The following is a 22,946-nucleotide window of genomic DNA, read 5'->3' on the forward strand; positions in this document are numbered from 1 at the left end:
TCTGAAAAATTCATTAATTCAAACAACTGTTTGAATTCTGGTGGTTTAATCCGGGGCCATGAGTTCCGGTGCCCACCCCATTCCCGCTGCAGCCCAGCGCACAGCCCGCAGTGACGGAGAAGACACGCGTGCCCGTCTGCTGCAGGCCGCGCTGCAGTTGTTCTCCGAAAGAGGCTTTGCCCAGACGTCGGTGCGCGCCATCGCCCAGGCGGCGGACACCAATGTGGCCGCTATTGCCTACCACTTTGGCGACAAGGCCCAGCTGTACACCGCCACGTTCTACGAGCCGTTTGGCAGCGGCAGCGATCTGATCCCGGTGTTTGCCGACCAGGCCCTGGACCTGCAGGGCGCGCTGCACCACTATTTCGCAGGGTTTCTGGAACCGCTCAAGCACGACGACCTGGTCACGCAGTCACTGCGCCTGCATGTGCGCGAGCTGCTGGACCCTACCCACGTCTGGCCCGAACTCATCGAACGCGAATGCCGCGCCCCCCACATGGCGCTGGTGCAGGTGCTTTGCCGCCACATGGGCGTTCCGGTGGTGGACGACGACATGCACCGGCTGGCCTTCTCCCTGGCCGGGCTGGTGATGCAGCTGTGGACGCAGCGCGACCCCCTGGTGGCCATTGCCCCCCAGCTGGCCACTGCCGGAGTGGTGGACCAATGGGTGGAACGGCTGACCGGTTACGCACTGAGCATGGTGCAAGGAGAAATCGCCCGACGGCAGGCCACACAACGGCCTGCGCGTCGCAATTTGCGGACTTCACACAAGAAGGAATCCAACGCATGAATCTACGCACAACCCGTTTCGCATGGGCCGCGTTGCTGCCTCTGGCCCTGGGCGCCTGCGCGGTGTCCGCGCCGCCCGCCCAGGTGCCTGCGACTCCGCCCATCGCCTGGCAGGCCCCGCTGCCGCACCAAGGCTCGCTGGGCGACCTGGCCCGCTGGTGGACACAGCTGCAAGACCCGCTGCTGGTCGAGCTGATCGACGCAGCCCAGGCCGTGAGCCCCGGCATCGCACAGGCCCAGTCACGCATTGCGCAGGCCCGCGCCACGCAGGTGGGCAGCCGGGCAGCGTTGCTGCCTTCGCTCGACGCACAGGCCAGCGCCAGCCGGGGCTTCAATGACCAGCTCGCCCGCGTGGCCACCACCTCGCAGGTCGGGCTGCAGGCGAGCTGGGAGGTGGACCTGTTTGGCGCCAACCGCGCGGCCAAAACCGCAGCCGATGAACGGCTGGCGGGCGCACAGGCCCTGTGGCACGAGGCGCGCGTGAGCGTGGCGGCCGAAGTAGCGCAGCAGACTAGCAGCATCCGCACCTGCCTGGCCCAGCAGCAGGTGGCCGAGCGCGACGCACAGTCCCGTGGTGAAACGTCCCGCCTGTCGCAGCTGAGTGAACGTGCGGGCTTCACCGCACCCGCCTCGGCCGCACTGGCCCGCGCCAGCGCCGCCGAGGCCCAGGCCCGCGCCTCGCAGCAGCGCATGCAGTGCGATGTGGAGGTCAAGGCCCTGGTGGCGCTCACCGGCTGGGAAGAACCCACGCTGCGCACCCGGCTGGCACAGCCGGTGGCTGCGGCCCCAGACACGCTGTTTGCCGTGGACGCACTGCCCGCGCAGGTTCTGGCCCAGCGCCCCGACGTGTACAACGCCGAGCGCGAAGTGGCGGCCGCCAGTGCCGACGTCGCCAGCGCCCAGGCCCAGCGCTACCCACGCCTGACCCTCAGTGGCAGCGTGGGTGCAGCCCAGGTGCGCACGGGGGGCGTGACCACCGACCTGAACACCTGGACCATCGGCCCGCTGGCGCTCAGCGTGCCCATCTTTGATGGTGGCCGCCGCGCTGCGCAGACCGATGCTGCGCAGGCCCGCTACGACGAGGCCGCGTCGCAGTACCGGGCCAAGGTGCGCCAGGCCGTGAGCGAGGTCGAGCAAGCCCTGGTGCGCCTGCAAAGCACGGCCGAGCGCAGCGCGAGCGCGCGCACTGCCGCCGACGGCTACCGCGCATCGTTCGACGCGACCGAGGCGCGCTGGCGCGGAGGCCTGGCCAGCCTGGTGGAGCTGGAGGACGCCCGGCGCACGGCGCTGGCCGCCGAAAACGCGCTGATCGCGCTGCAGCACGAGCGCCAGACCGCCTGGATTGCGCTGTACCGCGCCGCCGGTGGTGGATGGAAGCTATGAGACACCCCTCTGAGGCGCTTTGCGCATCGCCGGTTTCAAGCGCAGTGGGCGACGACCAACACCATGCACAGCTGATATGAATTTTTCAGGACAGATGCACATGCAACACTCCTTTTTCTCCTTCAAGTTTTCCCCCACCGCCTTCGCCGTGATCGCCGCCTGCGTGCTGGCCACAGGCGGTGCGCTGGTTTTCTCGGGCGCATCGCGCGCAGCCGATGCACCCAAGGCGGGCCAGCCCCGGCCTGCGCTCACGGTGAGCACAGCCCAGCCGCAGCGCATGCAGGTACCGCTGCGCTTGGCCGCCAACGGCAACATCGCGGCCTGGCAAGAGGCGAGCATTGGCGCCGAGAGCAACGGCCTGCGCCTGACCGAGGTGCGCGTGAACGTGGGCGATGTGGTCAAGGTTGGGCAGGTGCTGGCCACCTTCTCGGCCGACACGGTGCAGGCCGATGTGGCCCAAAGCCGCGCCAGCCTGCTCGAAGCCCAGGCCAATGCGGCCGAGGCCGCCGCCAATGCCGACCGCGCCCGCTCGCTGCAGGCCACGGGCGCGCTCAGCCAGCAGCAGATCCAGCAGTTCACCACCGCCGAGCAAACCGCCCAGGCCCGCGTGGAGGCCGCCAAGGCCGCGCTGAACGCGCAGCAGCTGCGCCTCAAATACACGCAGGTGGTGGCGCCTGACAGTGGCGTGATCTCGGCCCGCACCGCCACCGTGGGCGCGGTGGTGGGGGCCGGCACCGAGCTGTTCCGCATGGTGCGCAAGGGCCGCCTGGAGTGGCGCGCCGAAGTCACGTCCACCGAGCTGCGGCCCATCCAGCCCGGCGCCAAGGTCAGCGTCACCGCCGCCAGCGGCGCTGTGGCCGAGGGCACCGTGCGCATGGTCGCGCCCACGGTGGACCCGCAGACGCGCAATGCGCTGGTCTACGTGGATCTGCCCGCCAACACCGACTTCCGAGCCGGGATGTTTGCGCGGGGCGACTTCGCACTGGGCAGCAGCGATGCGCTCACCGTGCCTCAGGAGGCGCTGGTGGTGCGCGACGGGTTCTCGTACGTGTTTGTGGTGGGCGGCGACCAGCGCGTGCAGATGCGCAAGGTCCAGACCGGCCGCCGCGTGGCTGACCGGGTGGAGGTGCTGTCGGGGCTGGATGCGGGCGCCTCCGTGGCCGTGCGCGGTGCGGGCTTTTTGAACGATGGCGATCTGGTGCGCGTGGCGGCCCCTGCGGCGGTGCCAGCGGCGGGCAAGCAGTCCTCCAGCGAGCATTTCATGCAAAAAGTGCCTGTAGCGCTAGTGGATCATGCGCCAACAGCTATCAATTGAGGAGCATTCCAGATGAATGTATCCACCTGGTCCATCAAGAACCCCATACCGGCGCTGATGCTGTTTGTGCTGCTGACCTTCGGCGGCCTGCTGTCCTTCAACGCCATGAAGGTGCAGAACTTTCCCGACATCGACCTGCCCACGATCTCCGTCACGGCGGCGCTGCCGGGCGCCTCGCCCGCGCAGCTGGAGAACGACGTGGCGCGCAAGATCGAGAACAGCATCGCCACGCTGCAGGGCCTCAAGCACATCTACACCAAGGTGCAGGACGGCGGCGCCACCATCACCGCCGAGTTCCGGCTGGAGAAGCCCACGCAGGAGGCGCTGGACGATGTGCGCTCCGCGGTGGCCCGTGTGCGCGGCGACCTGCCGGGCGACGTGCGCGATCCCATCGTGACCAAGATGGACCTGGCCGCGCAGCCCGTTCTGGCCTTCACCATAGCGTCGGCCCGCATGGACGATGAGGCGCTGTCCTGGTTTGTGGACGACGCCGTGGCCAAGAAGCTGCTCACCGTGCGCGGCGTGGGCGCCGTCAACCGCGTGGGCGGTGTGCAGCGCGAGGTGCATGTGGCGCTCGACCCGGTCAAGCTGCAGTCCCTGGGCGCCACGGCGGCCGATGTGTCGCGCCAGCTGCGGCTGGTGCAGACCGAGAGTGCCGGCGGCCGCACCGACCTGGGCGGCAGCGAGCAGCCGGTGCGCACGCTGGCCACGGTGCAGTCGGCGCAGGAGCTGGCGGGCCTGACGCTGGCACTGTCGGACGGCCGTCATGTGCGGCTGGACCAGGTGGCCACGGTGACGGACACCATCGCCGAGCCCCGCGCGCTGGCACTGCTCAACGGCAAGCCGGTGGTGGGCTTTGAAGTGGCGCGCAGCAAGGGGGCCAGCGAAGTCGAAGTGGGCGCTGCCGTGCAGGCGGCCCTGCAGGAGATGCGAGCGCAGCACCCCGACCTTGAAATCACCGAGGCCTTCAACTTCGTGCAGCCGGTGCAGGAGGAATACGACGGCTCCATGCACCTGCTGTACGAAGGCGCGCTGCTGGCCGTGCTGGTGGTGTGGCTGTTCCTGCGCGACTGGCGCGCGACGTTTGTATCGGCCGTAGCGCTGCCGCTGTCGGTGATCCCGGCGTTCATCGGCATGTACTGGCTGGGCTTCTCGATCAACGTGATCACGCTGCTGGCGCTTTCGCTGGTGGTGGGCATTTTGGTGGACGATGCCATCGTGGAGGTCGAGAACATCGTGCGCCACCTGCGCATGGGCAAAACGCCCTACCAGGCCGCCATGGAGGCGGCCGACGAGATCGGGCTGGCCGTGATCGCCACCACCTTCACGCTGATTGCTGTGTTTTTGCCCACGGCGTTCATGAGCGGCATTGCGGGCAAGTTCTTCAAGCAGTTTGGCTGGACGGCGTCGCTCGCGGTGTTTGCCAGCCTGGTGGTGGCGCGTCTGCTCACGCCCATGATGGCGGCCTACATCCTCAAGCCCATCGTGGGCGGCCACAAGGACCCACGCTGGATGACGGTGTACCTGCGCTGGGCCGCATGGTGCATCAAGCACCGGTGGATGACTTTCATTGCCACGGCGGCGTTTTTCATCGGTTCGCTCGCGCTGATCCCGCTGCTGCCCACGGGCTTCATCCCGCCGGATGACAACTCGCAGACGCAGGTGTACCTGGAGCTGCCGCCCGGCGCCACGCTGGCGCAGACGCGCGCCGTGGCCGAAGACGCGCGCCAGCGCATCGCCCAGGTAGACCACGTGCAAAGCGTTTACACCACCATCGGCGGCGGCTCGGCCGGCACTGACCCCTTCATGGGCGGCGCCAGCACCGAAACGCGCAAGGCCACACTCACCATCCTGCTGTCCCCGCGCGGCGACCGGCCGCGCAAGCAGGGCATCGAGAACAAGATCCGCGCCGCGCTGGAGACACTGCCCGGCGTGCGCAGCAAGGTGGGCCTGGGCGGCTCAGGCGAAAAGTACGTGCTGGTGCTCACCGGCGACGACCCGCAAGCGCTGACCGCCGCCGCATTGGCGGTCGAGAAAGACCTGCGCACCATCCCCGGCCTGGGCAGCATCTCGTCCACCGCCAGCCTGGTGCGGTCCGAGATCGCCGTGCGCCCCGACTTTGCCCGCGCCGCCGACCTGGGCGTGACCAGCAGCGCCATCGCCGAAACCCTGCGCATTGCCACGGTGGGTGACTACGACGTGTCGCTGCCCAAGCTCAACCTGGCTGCGCGCCAGGTGCCCATCGTCGTCAAGCTGCAGGACGACGCGCGCAAGGATCTGTCGCTGCTGGAGCGCCTGCCGGTGCCCGGCGCCAAGGGCCCGGTGATGCTGGGCCAGGTGGCCACGCTGGAGTTCAGCGGTGGCCCGGCCGTGGTGGACCGCTACGACCGCGCGCGCAACGTGAACTTCGAGATCGAACTCTCGGGCCAGCCGCTGGGCGATGTGACCAAGGCGGTGGAGGCGCTGCCCTCCATCCAGAACCTGCCAGCCGGCGTGCGCCAGATCACGATTGGCGACGCTGAAATGATGGGCGAGCTGTTTGCGAGCTTTGGCCTGGCCATGCTCACCGGCGTGTTGTGCATCTACATCGTGCTGGTGCTGCTGTTCAAGGACTTCCTGCACCCGGTGACCATCCTGGCGGCGCTGCCGCTGTCGCTGGGCGGGGCGTTTGTGGGGCTGCTGATCGCGCAGAAGAGCTTCTCGATGCCCTCGCTCATCGGGCTGATCATGCTCATGGGCATTGCCACCAAGAACTCCATCCTGCTGGTGGAATACGCCATCCTGGCGCGGCGCGAGCACGGCATGACGCGCTTTGAAGCGCTGGTCGACGCCTGCCACAAGCGGGCGCGCCCCATCATCATGACCACGCTGGCCATGGGTGCGGGCATGATGCCCATCGCGCTCGGCGTCGGCGCGGCGGACGCGAGCTTCCGCTCGCCCATGGCGGTGGCGGTGATTGGCGGGCTCATTACCTCCACGCTGCTGAGCCTGCTGGTGATTCCGGCGGTGTTCACCGGAGTGGATGACCTGGGACAAGGGTTCGGGCGGCTGGCTCGCCGCCTGCGCTGGGGACGGCACGGGCCCACGCCACCGGCGGCACCTGCGGCACCGGCCCTGGCGCAGTCCACCCCGCAGCCCGCCCCGTGATGCACCCGCGGCCGTGCCCCTCGGCATGGCTGCGAAAAGCAGGGCAATCACGGGGGTTGCCCGGGCTTTGGCGAGGGGGTAGCCGTCGGATAATGCAACGCGCACCATGAACCTCGTCAGCCTCAACATCGAATCCATCCAGCTGGGCCACCCCCTGCCTTTTGTGCTGCGGGGGGCCGACGGCGCGTTGCTGGCGCAAAAGGGCTATGTGATCCGCACCCGCGAGGAGCTGGCCAAGCTGGTGGAACGCGGGCACGAGCTGTGCGTGGACACCGACGAATCCGGCGGCAGCCACCGCGCCTACCTGGCGCAGCTGCAGCGCATGCTGATCGCCGACACCAACCTGGGCGAGATCGCGGCCATGAAGATGACGGCGGGCGAACAGGCCGCCGCCGCGCGTGCCGGCAAAACCCTGCCCGACTGGCCAGAGTTGCAGTTGCGCGCCACGCAGCTGCTGCGCTCCCCGTCGCCCAGCGACTTTGGCGGGCGCTTTCAGGCGCTGCACGATGAGCTCGCGCGCCATTGCGAGCAGACACCCGACGCCACCCTGCTGGCGCTGATCTATCTCTCGGCCCAGGAAACGCGCATGTACAGCGCCACCCATTCCATGCTGGTGAGCTGCGTGTGCATGGTGGTGGCGCGCGAGATGCTGCGCTGGCCCAGCGGCCGGGTGCATCAACTGGGCCATGCGGCGCTGAGCATGAACATCGCCATGACGGAGCTGCAGGACCAACTGGTGTTGCAGACCCAGCCCCTCACCGCCACCCAGATCGCCGCCGTGGAAGACCACGCTGCGCGGTCCGAGGCGCTGCTGCGCCACTTGGGCGTGGCCGACCCGGCATGGCTGGAGGCCGTGCGCTGCCACCACCACCGCACGCCGGGGCCCATGGCAAAAAAGACCGAAGCCCAGCAGATGGCGCGCCTGCTGCAGCGTGCCGACATTTTTGGCGCCCGCCTGGCCCCGCGCGCGGCACGGCTGCCCATGCCCGTCACGGCCGCCATGCAGGCCAGCTACTACGATGAAGAGCACCAGGTGGACGAGGCCGGCGCCGCCCTCGTCAAGACGCTGGGGGTGTACCCCCCGGGTGCCTTTGTGCGCCTGGCCAGCCGTGAAGTGGGCGTCGTCATCCGCCGGGGCACCACCGCCACCACCCCCCGCGTGGCCGTGGTGACCAACCGCGACGGCATGCCCACGGGGGAGCCCATCCCCCGCGACACGGGCATGCCGCCCTGGAAGATCACCGGCGTCGTGGCGTTCAAGGACGTGCGGGTCAAGCTGCCGCTGGACCGCCTGCTGCAATTGGTCTGACACCCCCGGGGCGCCACAGCCCCCCATAGCTTCCGCTGCCGCCTCCCTCGCGCGGCGGGCACTGCGCTGACGTCCCCGCGCTGATTTCCCCTGAACGGCGCCTCGCACAAGGTGCCGGGTTGAGCTGCCCGCACACCCCTTGCCCCGAGAGGGCCAGCGGGGTACCGCGCCATGCGCGCTTTCACAGCGCGCTTTTTCACGCTCCCACGCCCTTCGGTCAGAAATCTGAATCCAACGGCACTCGGGCCACGTATACCGCTCAGTACAAATAAAAACTCATGTGGACAAAAAAAGATGAAATGGTTAAATTGCCTGCACTAACTGCCCAAAGTCCTATGAACCGCCTCACAAGACTCCTCTCTACAGCCGCCGCCCTGGGGGCTTGGCTGTTGCTGGCGCCCGCCGCCCAGGCGGCCGACGCGCCCGCCGGATGCCCGGCCACGCTGCAGCACACCTTCCCGCGCCTGCAGGACGAAAAGCCCCAGTCGCTGTGCCAGTACAGCGGCAAGGTGGTTCTGGTGGTCAACACGGCCAGCTTCTGTGGCTTTACCGGCCAGTACAAGGGCTTGGAGGATCTGTATGCCCGCTACAAGGACAAGGGTCTGGTGGTGCTGGGCTTCCCGTCCAACGACTTTGCCCAGGAAAAAGGCAGCAACAAGGAAATCGCCGACTTCTGCGAAAACACCTTCGGGGTGAAATTTCCGATGTTTGCCAAAAGCAGCGTGAAGGGCCCTGAGGCCTCGCCGCTGTACCAGCAGCTGGCCCAGCTGTCGGGCACGGCGCCCCGCTGGAACTTCCACAAATACCTGCTGGGCCGCGACGGCAAGCTGGTGGACAACTACTCCAGCCTGACCGGGCCGGACAACAAAGGGCTGGTGCGCGCCATCGAGCAGCAGCTGGCCCAACCCACACCCCGGTGAGCGCAATGATTTCTTTACATTTCTTGAAAAAAAATACAGGCGGCCTCTGGAACTTCGCCGGAGCGGCCCCACTCTATCCGTTGCGCAAGACGATTGCGCAGCGTACAGTTTTAGTGTTGCGAAGCCTTTCGGTCCCTCGGGTTCCGACTGACCTCCTGGAGCGCTTCTCCTCCCTCCCTCTCTTATTCGTTTCGGGACGCTTCGCAACCTTTTTATTCCGTGCACCGGCCAGAGGGGGCCGGTCATGAAAATCGCCATCATCGGTTCCGGCATCTCCGGGCTCTCCGTTGCGCACCAGCTGCGTGGCCACGCGGACATCTCCCTGTTTGAAGCGGGCGACTACTTCGGGGGGCACACCCACACCGTCGATGTCACCTTGCCCGATGCGTCGGGCACCCCTGTCACCCACGGTGTGGACACCGGGTTTCTGGTGTTCAACGAGCGCACCTACCCTCATCTCATCCGCCTGCTGGCCGAGCTGGGCGTGGAGACGGCCAAATCCGACATGTCGTTCTCGGTGCAGGTGCCCGCAGCCCTCAGCGGGGGGCGCGCGCTGGAATGGAGCGGCACCAACCTGAGCACCGTGTTTGCCCAGCGCTCCAACCTGGTCAACCCGCGCTTTCTCGGCATGCTGCGCGACCTGCTGCGCTTCAACCAGCTGTGCACGCGCATTGCCGAAAAGCAGGCCGAGGCGGCGCTGATGCAGCCCCTGGGCGACTTCCTGCGAGAGCACCGCTTTGGCGATGCCTTCCGCGACTGGTACTTCTTGCCCATGCTGGGCTGCATCTGGAGCTGCCCCACCGACCAGATGCTGAAGTTCCCCGTGGCCACCATGATCCGGTTCTGCCACAACCACGGCCTGATCCAGGTGAGCAACCGCCCGCAGTGGTGGACGGTGTCCGGCGGCGCGCGCCACTATGTGGACAAGATCGTGGCGGGCATTGCCGACAAGCGCCTGAACACCCCCGTGCGCCGCATCGAGCGCGATGCCGCCGGTGTGCGCGTGGTGACCGCAGACCGTACCGAACACTTTGACAAGGTGGTGCTGGCCACGCACTCCGACCAGTCGCTCGCGCTGCTGGCCCAGCCCACGACGCAGGAGCGCACCGTGCTCGGCGCCATCCGCTACCAGGCCAACCGCGCCGTGCTGCACACCGATACGTCTGTGTTGCCCCAGCGCCGCGCCGCCTGGGCCGCGTGGAACTACGAGCGCGCCCAGCAGAAGAGCCGCGAGTCGGCCCGCGTGTGCCTGCACTACCTCATCAACCAGTTGCAGCCCGTGCCTTTTGCACAGCCCGTGGTGGTGTCGCTGAACCCGGTACGCGACATTGCGCCCGAGCACGTGATCGGCAGTTACGAATACGCCCACCCGGTATTCGACATGGCCGCCATCCGCGCGCAGCAGCAGGTGGGCAAGCTGCAAGGGCAGCAGCACACCTGGTTCTGCGGCGCCTGGACGGGCTACGGCTTCCACGAGGACGGCCTCAAATCCGGCCTGGCCGTGGCTGAGCAATTGCGGGCAGCCCTGCCAGCCCCTTTGGCGGAGGCCGCGTGAGCCACGCCCCGGCCCCACCCGCAGCGCCCCTCATCGGCTTCGGCCAGGTGCGCCACACGCGGCTGCGGCCCCGGCGGCATGCATTTGCCTACCCCACGTTTTTCCTCATGCTGCCGATGCGCAGCCTGAGCGGCACACACACCAGCACACGCACTGGCACACACACGCCGCTGGCGGTGAACCGCAGCGGCGCCATCAGCTTCCATGACGTGGACCACGGCGACGGCCGCAGCGCCGCGCAGGGCGGTGCGCTGGCCTGGCTGGACGAGCTGCTGCGCACCGAAGGCATCACCGACGCCACGGGCGAAGCCTGGCTGCACTGCTACCCGCGCGTGCTGGGCTACACCTTCAAGCCCGTGAGCTTCTGGTACTGCCACCGGGCCGACGGCCCCCTGCGCGCCATCGTGGTGGAGGTGAACAACACCTTCGGCGAGCGTCATTGCTACCTGCTGGATGCGCCGCACTACGGCGTGGAGCAGCAGGCGCGCAAGGTGTTCCATGTGTCGCCCTTTTGCGAGGTGAGCGGCGGCTACCGCTTTCGCTTCATGCGCACCCAGGCCGGTGCACAGGATGCAGGCCGCACGGTGGTGCGCATCGACCACGACGACGACACCGGCCCCCTCATCCAGACCAGCGTGAGCGGCACCCTGCAGGCCATCACCCCCCAGACGCTGCGGCAGGCGCTGTGGGGTTACCCCGCCATGACGCTGGCCATCATCGCCCGCATTCACTGGCACGCGCTGCAGCTGTGGCTCAAGCGTGTTCGTTTCCACCGCAAGCCCGAGGCGCCCGCCGCCGCCGTGACCCGTTGATTTCCATGACGAACGAGACCGCCATGAACTCCACCACCGCCCCCCGCTCTGCCCAAGCCCTGCCCGCGGGCACCCCTGCTGCTGCCCGCACGGCGCTCAAGCTGCTGCACAAGCTGCAGCACGGTCACCTTACGGTGCAGCTGCCCGACGGCACCCTGCAGCACTTCGGCCACGGCAACGGCCCCTCGGCCGCGATCACGCTCAAGAACTGGAACGTGTGCAGCGCCGCACTCAAGTCGGGCGACATCGGCTTTGCCGAGAGCTACATCGCGGGCGACTGGACCACACCGCACCTGACCGACCTGCTCAAGCTCTTCATCGCCAACCGCCAGCAGGTCGAAGGCGTGATCTACGGCACCTGGGCAGGCCGGCTGCTGTACCGCATCAAGCATTTGCTCAACCGCAATACCCGCGCCAATAGCCAGAAGAACATCCACGCCCACTACGACCTGGGCAATGCGTTCTACGAACTCTGGCTGGACGACACGATGAACTATTCGTCCGCCTGGTTCGAGGGCGATGCGGGCGGCGACATGCGCACCGCGCAGCACGCCAAGGTGCGCCGCGCTTTGCGCATGGCTGGCGTGCAAGCTGGGGACCGGGTGCTGGAAATCGGCTGCGGCTGGGGGGCGCTGGCCGAGATGGCCACCACCGAATTTGGCGCCCGCCTGACGGGGGTGACGCTCTCCACCGAGCAGCTCGCATTTGCGCAAAAGCGCATGGCGCAGCAGGGGGTGGCCGCGCATGCCGACCTGCGCCTGCAGGACTACCGCGACATCCAGGACGGCCCGTACGACGCCATCTGCTCCATCGAGATGGTCGAGGCCGTGGGCCGCGAATACTGGCCCACGTACTTCCAGTCGGTGAACCGCCTGCTCAAGCCCGGCGGCAAGGCCTGCATCCAAAGCATCGTCATCGACGACAGCCTGTTCGACCGCTACATCAGCTCCACCGACTTCATCCAGCAATACATCTTTCCGGGCGGCTGCCTGCCCTGCCCGCGCGAGTTCCGCCGCGAAGCCGAGGCGGCGGGCCTGCGCGTGGTGGACGAGTTCGCGTTTGGCCAGGATTACGCCGAAACCCTCAAGCGCTGGCGCGAGCGTTTTCTGGCGCAGCGCACCCAGATCCTGCAGCTGGGCTTTGACCAGCGCTTCATGCACATCTGGGAGTTCTACCTCGCCTACTGCGAAGCAGCGTTCGCCATGCGCAACATCGACCTGGTGCAGTACACCCTGGTGAAAGCATGATTGCTATAAAAAACATAGCTATCAGCGCTTTGCTAGTAGGCGCAGAGGCCGTTTTTTTCTCAAATTTTGCAATCGCGCAGGGGGCAGAAGGGGCGGCGAGCGCGTCGCCCGGCGCCAGCGCGCCGCTGGCGGGTGCGCGGCTGGTGGGGCAAGGCACGATGCGCTTCCTGGGTTTTGAGGTGTACCGCGCGCGCCTGTGGGCCCAGCCCGGTTTTGACGCCGACCTGTACAGCGCCCACCCGCTGGCGCTGGAGCTGACCTACCAGCGCAACTTCACGGCCGAGGCGATTGCCAAACGCTCCATCGAGGAGATGCGCCGCGTGGGCAGCTTCACGCCGCAGCAGGCCACCCGCTGGCAGCAGGCGCTGCAGGCGGCCTTGCCGGATGTGAAGCCCGGCGACCGCCTGCTGGGCCTGTACCAGCCCGGCGCAGGCGCCGTCTTCAAGATGGGCGGCCGCGTGGTGGGCGAGGTGGCCGATGCCGAGTTCTCGCGCCTGTTCTTCGGCATCTGGCTGTCGCCCCAGACCTCCGAGCCCGGGCTGCGGCAGCAGCTGATCGCGGCCACCCGCACCGCAGGCCAGGGCCCGCAATGACCACCACCACGCCCATGCGCGCCGGCCACGGCCTGGCCTATGGGCTGCTGGGCCTGCCGCTGGCGTTTGTGGCGCTGCCGCTGTATGTGCTGCTGCCCAACCACTACGCCCGCGAATTTGGCATGCCGCTGGCCATGCTGGGCGCCGTGCTGCTGGCAGCGCGGCTGTTCGATGCCTTCATCGACCCGCTGCTGGGTCGCCTTGCCGACTACCTGTTTGGCCGCTCGGTGCGTTCGGTGCTGGCGGTGGGCGCGGTGTCTGCGGCGGTGCTGGCACTGGGGCTGACCAGCCTGTTCTTCCCCCTGGTGCGCGGGGCCGATGCGCTCGTCGCCTGGGCGCTGGTGGCGCTGCTCGTCACCTACACCGCCTACAGCCAGCTGGGCATTGCGCACCAGTCCTGGGGCGCGCGCCTGGGCGGTGACGAACTGCAGCGCAGCCGCATCGTGGCCTGGCGCGAAGGGGCTGCGCTGATGGGTGTGGTGCTGGCCTCGGTGTTGCCTGCGCTGCTGGGCCTGCCGGTGATGCTCAGCGTGTTTGCCATCGCCATGCTGCTGGGCTGGTGGTGCTGGGCACACGCGCCGCGCCCCACAGGCCACGCGGGTGCCGTGGCGGGTGTGTACCGCCCTCCCCACCGTGCCAGCCTGTGGCGTCCCTGGGGACGGCCTGCCTTCCGCCGCCTGCTGGTGGTGTTCATGCTCAACGGCATTGCCAGTGCCATCCCGGCCACGCTGGTGCTGTTCTTCATCCAGGACCGCCTGCAGGCACCGCCCGCGCAGGAGCCGATGTTCCTTGCCGCTTATTTCGTCTGCGCGGCGCTGTCCATCCCGCTGTGGCTGCGTGCCGTGGCGCGCTGGGGCCTCGCACGCACCTGGCTGGCGGGCATGCTGCTGGCGATTGCCGTGTTTGTGTGGACTGCATTCCTCGGGCGCGGCGACATGCTGCCCTTCCTGGTGGTCTGTGCGCTGTCGGGCGTGGCACTGGGCACGGACCTGGCCCTGCCCAGCGCCCTGCTGGCGGGCGTGATTGCCGCGGAGGGCGACAGCGGCCAGCACGAGGGGGCGTATTTTGGCTGGTGGAACTTTGCCACCAAGCTCAACCTGGCGCTGGCCGCAGGCCTGGCGCTGCCGCTGCTGGGCTGGTGGGGCTACACGCCAGGCACACGCAGCGACGACGGCCTGCACACCCTGGGGCTGGCCTACGCCGTGCTGCCCTGCGCGCTCAAGCTGGCGGCGGCTGCAGCGCTGTACGCACTTTTATTGCGGCACCCACGCGGTGCAGCGCTGGCCGGAACCTGACTCCCCATACACAAGGCACACCCCATGATGCAACGACGCCTTCTCCTCTCCGCCGCAGTGGCTGCACCCGTGGTGCTGTCCGGCTGCGCCAGCCAGAACCTCGATGGCTACGCCAGCGAAAAACCGGCGCTGGACCTGGCCCAGTATTTCAACGGCAAGATCGACGCCTACGGCATCTTCCAGGACCGTAGCGGCCAGATCGTCAAACGCTTCACCGTGGTGATGGACTGCAGCTGGAAGGGCAACGAGGGTGTGCTGGACGAAGCCTTCACCCATTCCGACGGCACCACGCAGCGCCGCATCTGGCGTCTGACGAAGCATGCTGACGGCCGCTACACCGGCACGGCCGACGATGTGGTGGGCACGGCCAACGGCCAGACGCGCGGCAACGCCTTCCGCTGGAACTACACGCTGGCCCTGCCCGTGGACGGCAAGGTCTACAACGTGGACCTGGACGACTGGATGTACCTCATCGATGACCGCGTGATGCTCAACCGCGCCACCATGAGCAAGTTCGGCGTGCGGCTCGGAGAGATCACCCTGTCCTTCACCAAGCGCGCACCATGAAACTCAACCCTCCCTTGCGCGACTGGAAGGGCCGCCGGGCCTGGCTCATCGGGGCCAGCAGCGGCATTGGTCGGGCCACGGCGGCAGCACTGCATGCGCGCGGCGCGCATGTCATTGTCTCGGCCCGGAGCAGCGATGCGCTGAACGCCTTTGTGGTGCAGCACCCTGGCAGCACGGCGCTGGCCTTTGACACGGCCGAACCGGCGCAGGTACAAGCCGCCGCCGCGCAGGTGCTGGCGGACGGTGCGCCCGACCTGGTGTGCTACTGCGCGGGCTACTACCGCGACATGCGCGCGACCGACTTCGACCTGACCGTGATGCTGCGCCACGAGCAGATCAACTACAACGGCGCACTGCATGTGCTGGCCGCTGTGCTGCCCGCCATGCTCACTGCGGCCCAGACGGGGCACCCTGGGCATGTGAGCCTGATCAGCAGCGTGGCGGGGTTCCGGGGCCTGCCCAAGAGCCTGGCCTACGGGCCCACCAAGGCCGCGCTCATCAACCTGGCCGAGGCGCTGTACCTGGACCTGCACGACCTGGGCCTCGGTGTGAGCGTGATCAACCCCGGCTTTGTGGCCACGCCGCTCACGGCGGGCAACGACTTCACCATGCCTGCGCTCATCTCGCCCGAAGCGGCAGCCGACGCCATCCTGCAGGGCTGGGCGCAGGGGCAGTTCGACATCCACTTCCCCAAGCGCTTTACGCGCGTGATGAAGCTGCTGCGGCTGCTGCCCTACCGGTGGTACTTTCCAGCCGTCCGCAAGTTCACGGGACTCTGAGTTTCCATGCAGCCCCCTTACACCGCACCCGCCACCGAAGAAGCCGTCACGCGCGTCATTGCGTTTTTTGAAAACCTATCGCCCGCCGATGTGGCGAGCATCGGCCAGTTCTACGCGCCCCAGGCGCGCTTCAAGGACCCGTTCAACGAGGTGGTGGGCGTGCCCGCCATCCAGGGCATCTTTGCCCACATGTTCGAGGCACTGGAGCAGCCGCGTTTTGTGGTCACGGGCCGCGTGGTGCAGGGGCAGCAGTGCTTTTTGACCTGGGACTTTTTATTCGCGTTCAAAGACTTCCACAAGGGCGTGACGCAGACGGTGCGTGGCGCCTCACACCTGGTGCTGGACGCCCAGGGCCAGGTGACCTTGCACCGCGACTACTGGGACGCAGCCGAGGAGCTGTACGAAAAGCTGCCCGTGGTCGGTGCATTGATGCGCTGGCTCAAAAAGCGCGCCAATAGCTGACGGTTCGGGCCTTCAACCCACGGCGCGGATGCGCGGGTGCCCCGGCAGCGGCACGGCGCGCTGCAGCACGCCTTCGGCCAGCCACAGCGCGCTGTTCCATGCGCGCTGCGCCACATAGGGCAGCGGCAGCTGCTGGTAGTCGTCGTTGAAGACTTCAAAGCTGTAGTCGCCCTGGTAGCCCATGCCGTCCAACGTGCGCACCAGCTCGGCCAGCGCCTGGCTGTGTACGCCCTCGCCGGGAAACACGCGAAAGTGCCGCGCAGTCTCGATGCGCTCCTGCACCGTGCGCGTCTCCTGCCACATGAAGTCCGACAGCTGCACGAGGTAGATCTTGGCCGGGTCCACATCCTCCAGGGCCGAGAGTGGCGTACTGGTGGCGAACTGGTGGTACGAGTCGATGGCGAGGCCCAGGTTGGGGCAATCGGCCTGCTCCACAGCGGCCCAGGCCTGGTGCACCTCGTTGATGTGGCGGCCCCACGAGAGGCCTTCAAACGCCACGCGAATGCCGTGGGGCAGCGCCAGCAGGGCCAGCTTGCGCAGGTCCCGCGCAATGGCGTCGGCATCGGCCGTGGCGTGCGATGACGTGGAGCTGCAGGCCAGCAGCACCGGGGCGCCCAGGTCGCGCGCCATCAGGATCATCTGCTTGGCAATGTCCACCTTGTAGCTGTGCAGGTGACCTGAGAGGCCTTCAAAATCGCGCAGCACCTGAAAGCCCGTCACGCGCAGGCCACTGCTGCGCACCGCGTGCACGGCGGCCTCGATGCCCGCAGGGTGGCCCACGATGTCGCGCGCGGCCAGCATGATCTGGCCAAAGCCTGCGGCCTTGACGGCGGCGAGCTTGGCCTCCAGCGGGCCGGCCAGGCTGATGGTGTCCATGCCGAAATCGGCGACGTTGCGTTGCATGGTGGATCGGCGCATGGGCAGTCTCCAGGCTCAGCGCACGTCGAGCACCAGCTCGAAGCTGGGCGATGCGGCATCGGCGCGCGTGAGGGCGCCGCGCGTGCCGGTGTGCACGCCCGTGGGCGACTCCACAAATTCCACGCCGCGCGCACGCAGTGCATTCACAGTGGCCAGCACGTCGGGCGTGCCAAAGGCCACGCGCTGCAGCAGCTCCTCGGGGTCGGCATCCAGTGCATCGACCTGCGGCTCAATCAGTTGCCAGTGCAATGTGCCGCACGGGCTGGACAGGATGCGGCCGTGGGTGAGCACGCCAAACGACTGGTTGGGCGCCAGCTCGGCAAAGCCGAACAGCTCGCTGTAGAAGTGGATCCAGTCCGCCGCGCGCCCCAGGCCGATGTACTGCACCACGCCAAACAGGTGCAGGCCTTGCAGCGCGGGCGGGCGCGGGTGGACGGTGGGGATGGGCACAAAGTCCACGTCGTAGATGGAGAACTCTTTCCAGCGGTCCACGAAGTAGATGCGACTCGCGCCCACACCGTGGATGGCGGGGATGTTCAGCTCCATCACTTCGACCTCGGTGTGCACGGCCCAGGCGCCCAGCTCCAGCACGCGGCGAAACGCTGCGGCGGCATTGCCGACACGGAATGCGACGGCGGCCAGCACGGGGGCTTCGGTGAGCGCGGGCGGCGCATGCAGGCCCGTGCGCTCGGCATCCTGGTGCGCGTTGACGATGATGTTCATGTCGCCCTGGCGGTACAGCAGCACCTCGCGCGAGCGGTGGCGCGCCACGGGCTGAAAACCCATGCGCTCCAGCGCCTGGCCCAGCGCTTGCGGGCGGCTGGTGGCGTATTCGATGAACTCCACGCCCTGCAGACCCAGGGGGTTGGGCAGTTCGCCCAGCGCTTCGCGGGCGGCCATCATCGGGGTGCTCATGGGGTTGGCTCCTTGTGGTTTGCTGCGGGCGTTGGCATCAGCGGGTGCTGACCAGGCGGCGGAAATGCGCGTCCATGCGTGCGGCGTCGGGCGCCTCGCCGGTGAACAACTCGAACGCGCCCACGGCCTGGCCCACGGCCATGCCGCCGCCGTCCGACACCCGGCAGCCCAGCGTGCGCGCGGCCTGCACCAGCGCGGTGTCGAGCGGGAAATACACCACTTCAGACACCCACATCGCGGGCCGCAACAGCGCCGCATCCAGCGGCAGGCCGGGCAGTTTGTCCATGCCCGTAGGCGTAGCGTGGATCAGGCCCGTGGCTTGTGCCATGGCCGTTTGAATGTCAGAGGCTTCGGCCCGGGCGCCATAGAGCGCATTCACGTCGGCCGCCAGTTGTGCCGCACGCTCGGGCTGCGCATCGACGATGCTCAGGTGCTCGGCGCCCAGGCGCAGCACGGCGTGTGCAATGGCGGCGCCCGCACCACCTGCGCCCAGCAGCACCACGCGGCGCAGGTCGGCGCCGGGCAGCGCGCGGGTAAAGCCCCAGGCCCAGCCGGATCCATCGGTGTTGTGCCCCACCAGTTGTCCGTCACGGATGACCACCGTGTTCACGGCGCCCATGGCGCGCGCTTCTTCGGACAGGCTGTCGAGGTGCGGGATCACCGCCTGCTTGCAGGGGTAGGTCACGTTGCAGCCGGCGTAGCCCATGATGCGCGCCGCCGACAACAGCGTGGGCAGATGCTCCACCGAGGAGGCCGAGCGGTCCAGGTCAATGAGCTGGTAGTGCAGGCGCATGCCGTGGTGGCGCGCTTCTTCTTCGTGCAGCGCGGGCGACAGCGATTTCTGGATGCCGGCACCGATCAGTCCGATCAGCACCTTGCGGGGGCTTGTGGATGGCATGGCGGACGTGGGTGTGGTGACCGGGGGATCAAGCAGCTGGGTGCTCATGGGGCAGGCGGGATACGGGGTGAATGCACGGCCGGGCGTGGCGGGGCCACTGGCGGCCGTGCGGGGTGGTCAGCGTGGGGCTTACTTGCCGCCGCGCAGCTTGGCCAGCGTGGCGTAAACCTCTTTCACCGTCTCGGCACCCACTTTTTCGCTGTGCTTTTCGACCACGGGCTTAACCTTGGCGCGCAGCTTGTCCAGCTCGGCGGGCGAGAACTCGGACACCTGCATGCCGGCCTTCTTGAGGTCTTCCAGCGCCACGTTGGCCTGCACGCGCGACACACCGCGCTGGAAGGTGGTGGCCTCAGCCATGGCGTCGGTCACTGCCTTCTGGTCGGCTGGGTTCAGGCTGTCCCAGAACTTCTTGCTCACGAGCACTGCCTGGGGGTTGTACATGTGGCGCGTGACGGTGAGGTACTTTTGCACCTCGGAGAACTTGGACGACAGGATGGTGGAAAACGGGTTCTCCTGGCCGTCCACGGCCTTTTGCTCCATGGCGGTGTACAGCTCGGGGAACGGCATGGGCACGGCGTTGGCACCCAGCGCGTTGAACATGTCGATGTAGATGGGCGACTGGATCACGCGGATCTTGAGGCCCGCAATGTCCTCGGCCTTGGTGATGGGACGCTTGCTGTTGGTGAGGTTGCGAAAGCCCAGCTCCCAGTAGCCCAGGCCGACCAGGTTCTTGGCCTGCAGCTTGTCGAGCAGTTTCTTGCCGAAGGGGCCGTCGGTCACGGCATCAGCCTCTTGGGGCGTAGCGAACAAGAACGGGAAGTCGTAGATGCCGAATTCCTTGGCCTGGGCGGACAGGATGCCGGCATTGAGCACCGTCATCTCCACCGTGCCACCTTGCAGTGCCGACACGGTCTGCAGGTCGCCGCCCAGGGTGCCACCAGGGAAGAGCTTCACGGCAATGCGGCCGTTGGTCTTGGCCGCCACCAGGTCGGCAAACTTTTGCGCGCCCTGGGCCTGGGGGTGGTCCTTCTGGTTCTGGAAGGCGAACTTGATGGTGCGTTCCTGCGCCTGCGCGGCGGGCAGCAGCGATGCGGCGATAAGGGCCGTGGCGAGCAGGGTTTTGAGCAGCTTCATGGGATGGTCTCCTTGGGTTTTGGGCAGGCAAAAACGGTAGGTGCAGGAGGGCGTGTCAGCCCCCCAGCAGGCGCAAGGGCACGGTCACGATGGACGGGAACAGCACCAGCAGGAACATGACGATGAACTGCGCCACCATGAACGGCATGACGCCCCGGGTGACCTGCGACATGGAAATGCGGCCTACCCCGGCTACCACGTTGAGCACGGTGCCCACGGGCGGCGTGATGAGGCCAATGGCGTTGTTGATGATGAACAGCACGCCGAAGTACACCGGGTCGATGCCCGCCGCCTTGACCACCGGCATCAGCACGGGCGTGAGGATGAGGATGGTGGGCGTCATGTCCATGGCGGTGCCCACCACCATGACCAGCACCATGATCGCAATCAGCAAGAGCGTCTGGTTGCCCATGAAGGGCTCCAGCATGCCGATGACAGCGGACGGAAGATCGGCCACGGTGATGAGCCAGGCCGACACCATGGCCGCAGCGACCAGGAACATGACCACGGCACTGGTGCGTGCGGAGGTCTGGAAGATATCCACCAGCTGGCGCAGGGTCAGCTCGCGGTACACGACCATCGCGACAAACAACGAGTAGACGGCAGCCACCACAGCGGCCTCGGTGGGGGTAAACACCCCCATGCGCAGCCCCACCAGGATGATGATGGGCAGACCCAGGGCCCACACGGCCTCGCGCAGCGCCAGCAGCAGCTCGGCGCGTGTTGCGCGCTTGGGCGGCGCCACGTTCTCGCGCCGCACCAGCCACCACCACGTCACGGCCAGCGAGAGCCCCAGCAGCACGCCCGGAACAATGCCCGCCAGGAACAGCTTGCTGATGGACACGTTGGCGGCCACGCCGAAGATTACAAAACCGATGGACGGCGGGATGACTGGCGCGATGATCCCGGCAGAGGCAATCAGGCCTGCCGAACGCTCCTTGTTGTGCCCAGCCGCCACCATCATCGGAAGCAGCAGCGACGCCAAGGCCGCCGCATCCGCCACGGCCGAGCCGGACACAGCCGCCAAGATCACGGCCGCCATGATGGCCACATAGCCCAGGCCACCGGGAACATGGCCCACCACGGTGAGCGCCAGCTTCACGATGCGCTTGGACAACCCCCCCACATTCATGATCTCGCCCGCCAACATGAAGAAGGGCACGGCCAGCAGCGGGAAGCTGTCCGCGCCGTTGATGACGTTCTGCGCCAGGATCTGCGCGTCGAACAGGTCCAGATGCCACATCAGCGCCACGCCGCAGATCAGCAGCGCGTAAGCGATGGGGACGCCGATCGCCATGGCAAGCAGCAGGGAGCCCAGGAAGATGGTGACGGTCATGGTGCGCGTTCCAGTGCAAAAGGGGGATCAGCGGCGCGGGCCTGCGGACGGAGGGGGGGCACTGGCGTCTTCCGTGCGGTGTTGCAGGGCTGCGAGTTCCTCGCTTTCCTGCACCATGACCAGTTCGTTGTCGCTCAGCGGCACAAAGAGCGTGCGCAGCAGGTCACGCAGCAAGATGGCAATGGCGGACCCACCCATGAGCACACCGCTGGCGTAGAAGATGCCCACCGATGCCCCGGTGACCGGGGCCTCAGTGTCGGCATTGATCACCATCTGCGCCCAGCTGCCCTTGAGCAGCAGCCAGGAGACATACAGCATGGCGACCTGTGCGAGCACCAGGCAGACTTTTTTGCCCGGCGCAGGCAGGCGGGACACCAGCACGTCGGTGCCCAGGTGTCCGTGCTCCCGCAAGGCCACCACGGCCCCCATGAAGGTCAGCCACACAAACAGCCATCGCGACAGCTCTTCGGACACCGTGATGCCCGAGTTCACGGTGTAGCGCAACACCACGTTGCCAAACACCAGCACCACCATGATGGCCAGACACAGGCCGGAAAGCATGTCGAGTGCGCGGGTGTATCGCCCGAGCCAGCGGTCGGCCAGTGCAAGCATGGTGTCTCCAGTCGTTATCGGTTGCTGTTTTTAAATTTTGTACGAACTGGTTAGTATTTGATCTAGGTGCAAACCCTGCTCGTGGGCGGCGGTCGGGCCGTGCGGGAATGGCCGCAATGCGGGGACGCACGGCGCCAGACGCAGAGCGTCCTCCGCGCCCGGGAGCACCGCACGGTCGAGGCGCGCAATGCGCCGCAGGGATTCGAGTCAGGGCCGCAGAAAGCGCACGATCATTTCAATGATCGATTCACGGCGTTGCGCCGTGGCGGCAGGCGTGTCCAGCGAGCGCTTGAAGATCGCGCCAAAGGTGTGGCGGTTGGCCACGTTGAAAAAGCACAGCGCCGAGATCGACATGTGCAGATCGACCGGGTCCACATCCGGGCGAAAAACCCCCGCCGCCACGCCGCGCTGGTACACATCGCGCACGGCGTGGATGACCGGGATGTTCAGTTCCTGGATCGTGGCGGATTGGGTGATGTACTCGCCCCGGTGCATGTTCTCGTTCATCACTAGGCGGATGAAGTCGGGGTTGGCGAGCTGGTAGTCCACCGTGAAACCGACCAGGGTACGCAGGGCCTGCTCGGGAGCGAGGTCTTCGAGGTGCAGCTCGGACTCGATGCGCCGGATGCGCCGGTAGGCATCCTCCAGCACCGCCACGTACAGACCTTCCTTGCTACCGAAGTAGTAGTAGATCATGCGCTTGCTGGTGCTGGTCAGCGCCGCGATCTCGTCGATGCGGGCCCCGGCCAGGCCCTTGTCGGCAAACTCCGCCGTGGCCACCTGCAGGATGTTGGCCATGGTGCGGTCTGGGTCGTTCACGCGCACCCGGTCGGCGCCCGGCGTGGCAGCGGCCTCGCGCGCAGCGCGCTGGCGGGTCGCCCTCGCACCAGAGACTGGGGGTGGGTTTTGAACCATTTCGTTCATACGTCCGGGAGCATACGGCAAGCGGAGGGTCGAACG

At 67.3% G+C, this 22,946-nt stretch carries 21 protein-coding genes; 14 read left to right on the forward strand and 7 right to left on the reverse strand.

The window, feature by feature from the left end:
- Positions 1 to 58: 58 nt before the first annotated feature.
- The 14 genes from ASD94_RS14025 to ASD94_RS14090 all read left to right on the forward strand — a co-directional run bounded on the left by ASD94_RS14025 (position 59) and on the right by ASD94_RS14090 (position 16,173).
- Positions 59 to 790, forward strand: coding sequence for a TetR/AcrR family transcriptional regulator (locus tag ASD94_RS14025; RefSeq protein WP_056643927.1), 732 nt, complete (start codon positions 59 to 61; stop codon positions 788 to 790).
- A complete protein-coding gene (locus tag ASD94_RS14030; protein ID WP_056643929.1) occupies positions 787 to 2,172 on the forward strand; it encodes an efflux transporter outer membrane subunit in 1,386 nt (461 codons plus the stop codon). The genes ASD94_RS14025 and ASD94_RS14030 overlap by 4 nt, the downstream gene beginning before the upstream one ends.
- Positions 2,173 to 2,272: 100 nt before the next feature.
- A complete protein-coding gene (locus ASD94_RS14035; protein WP_056644149.1) occupies positions 2,273 to 3,487 on the forward strand; it encodes an efflux RND transporter periplasmic adaptor subunit in 1,215 nt (404 codons plus the stop codon).
- Positions 3,488 to 3,499: 12 nt separating this feature from the next.
- Positions 3,500 to 6,634 (forward strand): efflux RND transporter permease subunit, encoded by a 3,135-nt coding sequence (locus ASD94_RS14040; protein ID WP_056643932.1) that lies wholly within the window; start codon positions 3,500 to 3,502, stop codon positions 6,632 to 6,634.
- A 106-nt stretch (positions 6,635 to 6,740) separates the two neighbouring features.
- Positions 6,741 to 7,943, forward strand: coding sequence for an HD-GYP domain-containing protein (locus ASD94_RS14045; protein ID WP_056643934.1), 1,203 nt, complete (start codon positions 6,741 to 6,743; stop codon positions 7,941 to 7,943).
- Positions 7,944 to 8,278: 335 nt separating this feature from the next.
- The gene (locus ASD94_RS14050) at positions 8,279 to 8,863 is read left to right on the forward strand and encodes a glutathione peroxidase (RefSeq protein ID WP_056643936.1); all 585 of its coding nucleotides are present in this window, start codon (positions 8,279 to 8,281) and stop codon (positions 8,861 to 8,863) included.
- Between the two features lie 244 nt (positions 8,864 to 9,107).
- The gene (locus ASD94_RS14055; RefSeq protein ID WP_056643938.1) at positions 9,108 to 10,418 is read left to right on the forward strand and encodes an NAD(P)/FAD-dependent oxidoreductase; all 1,311 of its coding nucleotides are present in this window, start codon (positions 9,108 to 9,110) and stop codon (positions 10,416 to 10,418) included.
- Complete coding sequence (locus tag ASD94_RS14060) at positions 10,415 to 11,230, forward strand: DUF1365 domain-containing protein (protein WP_056643940.1); 816 nt, start codon at positions 10,415 to 10,417, stop codon at positions 11,228 to 11,230. Before ASD94_RS14055 ends, ASD94_RS14060 begins: the two co-directional genes overlap by 4 nt.
- A 23-nt stretch (positions 11,231 to 11,253) precedes the next feature.
- Positions 11,254 to 12,477 (forward strand): cyclopropane-fatty-acyl-phospholipid synthase family protein, encoded by a 1,224-nt coding sequence (locus ASD94_RS14065; protein ID WP_056644151.1) that lies wholly within the window; start codon positions 11,254 to 11,256, stop codon positions 12,475 to 12,477.
- A gap of 5 nt (positions 12,478 to 12,482) precedes the next feature.
- Complete coding sequence (locus tag ASD94_RS14070; RefSeq protein ID WP_369818063.1) at positions 12,483 to 13,070, forward strand: chalcone isomerase family protein; 588 nt, start codon at positions 12,483 to 12,485, stop codon at positions 13,068 to 13,070.
- Positions 13,067 to 14,365: an MFS transporter gene (locus ASD94_RS14075; RefSeq protein ID WP_056643942.1), complete on the forward strand. Its 1,299-nt coding sequence runs from the start codon at positions 13,067 to 13,069 to the stop codon at positions 14,363 to 14,365. Before ASD94_RS14070 ends, ASD94_RS14075 begins: the two co-directional genes overlap by 4 nt.
- Before the next feature lie 24 nt (positions 14,366 to 14,389).
- Positions 14,390 to 14,932 carry a DUF3833 domain-containing protein gene (locus tag ASD94_RS14080; RefSeq protein WP_056643944.1) on the forward strand — a complete coding sequence of 181 codons (543 nt, stop codon included), beginning with the start codon at positions 14,390 to 14,392 and terminating at the stop codon, positions 14,930 to 14,932.
- A complete protein-coding gene (locus ASD94_RS14085; protein WP_056643946.1) occupies positions 14,929 to 15,711 on the forward strand; it encodes an SDR family oxidoreductase in 783 nt (260 codons plus the stop codon). Before ASD94_RS14080 ends, ASD94_RS14085 begins: the two co-directional genes overlap by 4 nt.
- A 6-nt stretch (positions 15,712 to 15,717) precedes the next feature.
- A complete protein-coding gene (locus ASD94_RS14090; RefSeq protein ID WP_056643948.1) occupies positions 15,718 to 16,173 on the forward strand; it encodes a nuclear transport factor 2 family protein in 456 nt (151 codons plus the stop codon).
- 12 nt (positions 16,174 to 16,185) lie between these two features.
- On the opposite strand, the gene ASD94_RS14095 is transcribed toward ASD94_RS14090, so the two are convergent.
- The 7 genes from ASD94_RS14095 to ASD94_RS14125 form a co-directional block, all read right to left on the reverse strand.
- Positions 16,186 to 17,091: a sugar phosphate isomerase/epimerase gene (locus tag ASD94_RS14095; protein ID WP_056643949.1), complete on the reverse strand. Its 906-nt coding sequence runs from the start codon at positions 17,089 to 17,091 to the stop codon at positions 16,186 to 16,188.
- Positions 17,092 to 17,106: 15 nt separating this feature from the next.
- Complete coding sequence (locus ASD94_RS14100; RefSeq protein ID WP_056643951.1) at positions 17,107 to 18,006, reverse strand: VOC family protein; 900 nt, start codon at positions 18,004 to 18,006, stop codon at positions 17,107 to 17,109.
- 37 nt (positions 18,007 to 18,043) lie between these two features.
- Positions 18,044 to 18,952 (reverse strand): shikimate dehydrogenase, encoded by a 909-nt coding sequence (locus ASD94_RS14105; RefSeq protein ID WP_082576881.1) that lies wholly within the window; start codon positions 18,950 to 18,952, stop codon positions 18,044 to 18,046.
- Positions 18,953 to 19,033: 81 nt separating this feature from the next.
- Positions 19,034 to 20,038 carry a TRAP transporter substrate-binding protein gene (locus tag ASD94_RS14110; RefSeq protein ID WP_056643953.1) on the reverse strand — a complete coding sequence of 335 codons (1,005 nt, stop codon included), beginning with the start codon at positions 20,036 to 20,038 and terminating at the stop codon, positions 19,034 to 19,036.
- Positions 20,039 to 20,093: 55 nt separating this feature from the next.
- Positions 20,094 to 21,374 (reverse strand): TRAP transporter large permease, encoded by a 1,281-nt coding sequence (locus tag ASD94_RS14115; RefSeq protein WP_056643955.1) that lies wholly within the window; start codon positions 21,372 to 21,374, stop codon positions 20,094 to 20,096.
- 27 nt (positions 21,375 to 21,401) lie between these two features.
- Positions 21,402 to 21,986 (reverse strand): TRAP transporter small permease, encoded by a 585-nt coding sequence (locus ASD94_RS14120; protein ID WP_108626072.1) that lies wholly within the window; start codon positions 21,984 to 21,986, stop codon positions 21,402 to 21,404.
- A gap of 207 nt (positions 21,987 to 22,193) precedes the next feature.
- Positions 22,194 to 22,910 carry a TetR/AcrR family transcriptional regulator gene (locus tag ASD94_RS14125; protein WP_056643957.1) on the reverse strand — a complete coding sequence of 239 codons (717 nt, stop codon included), beginning with the start codon at positions 22,908 to 22,910 and terminating at the stop codon, positions 22,194 to 22,196.
- Positions 22,911 to 22,946: the final 36 nt, after the last annotated feature.

It is taken from the genome of Acidovorax sp. Root70 (assembly GCF_001428225.1).
GTDB lineage: Bacteria > Pseudomonadota > Gammaproteobacteria > Burkholderiales > Burkholderiaceae_C > Acidovorax.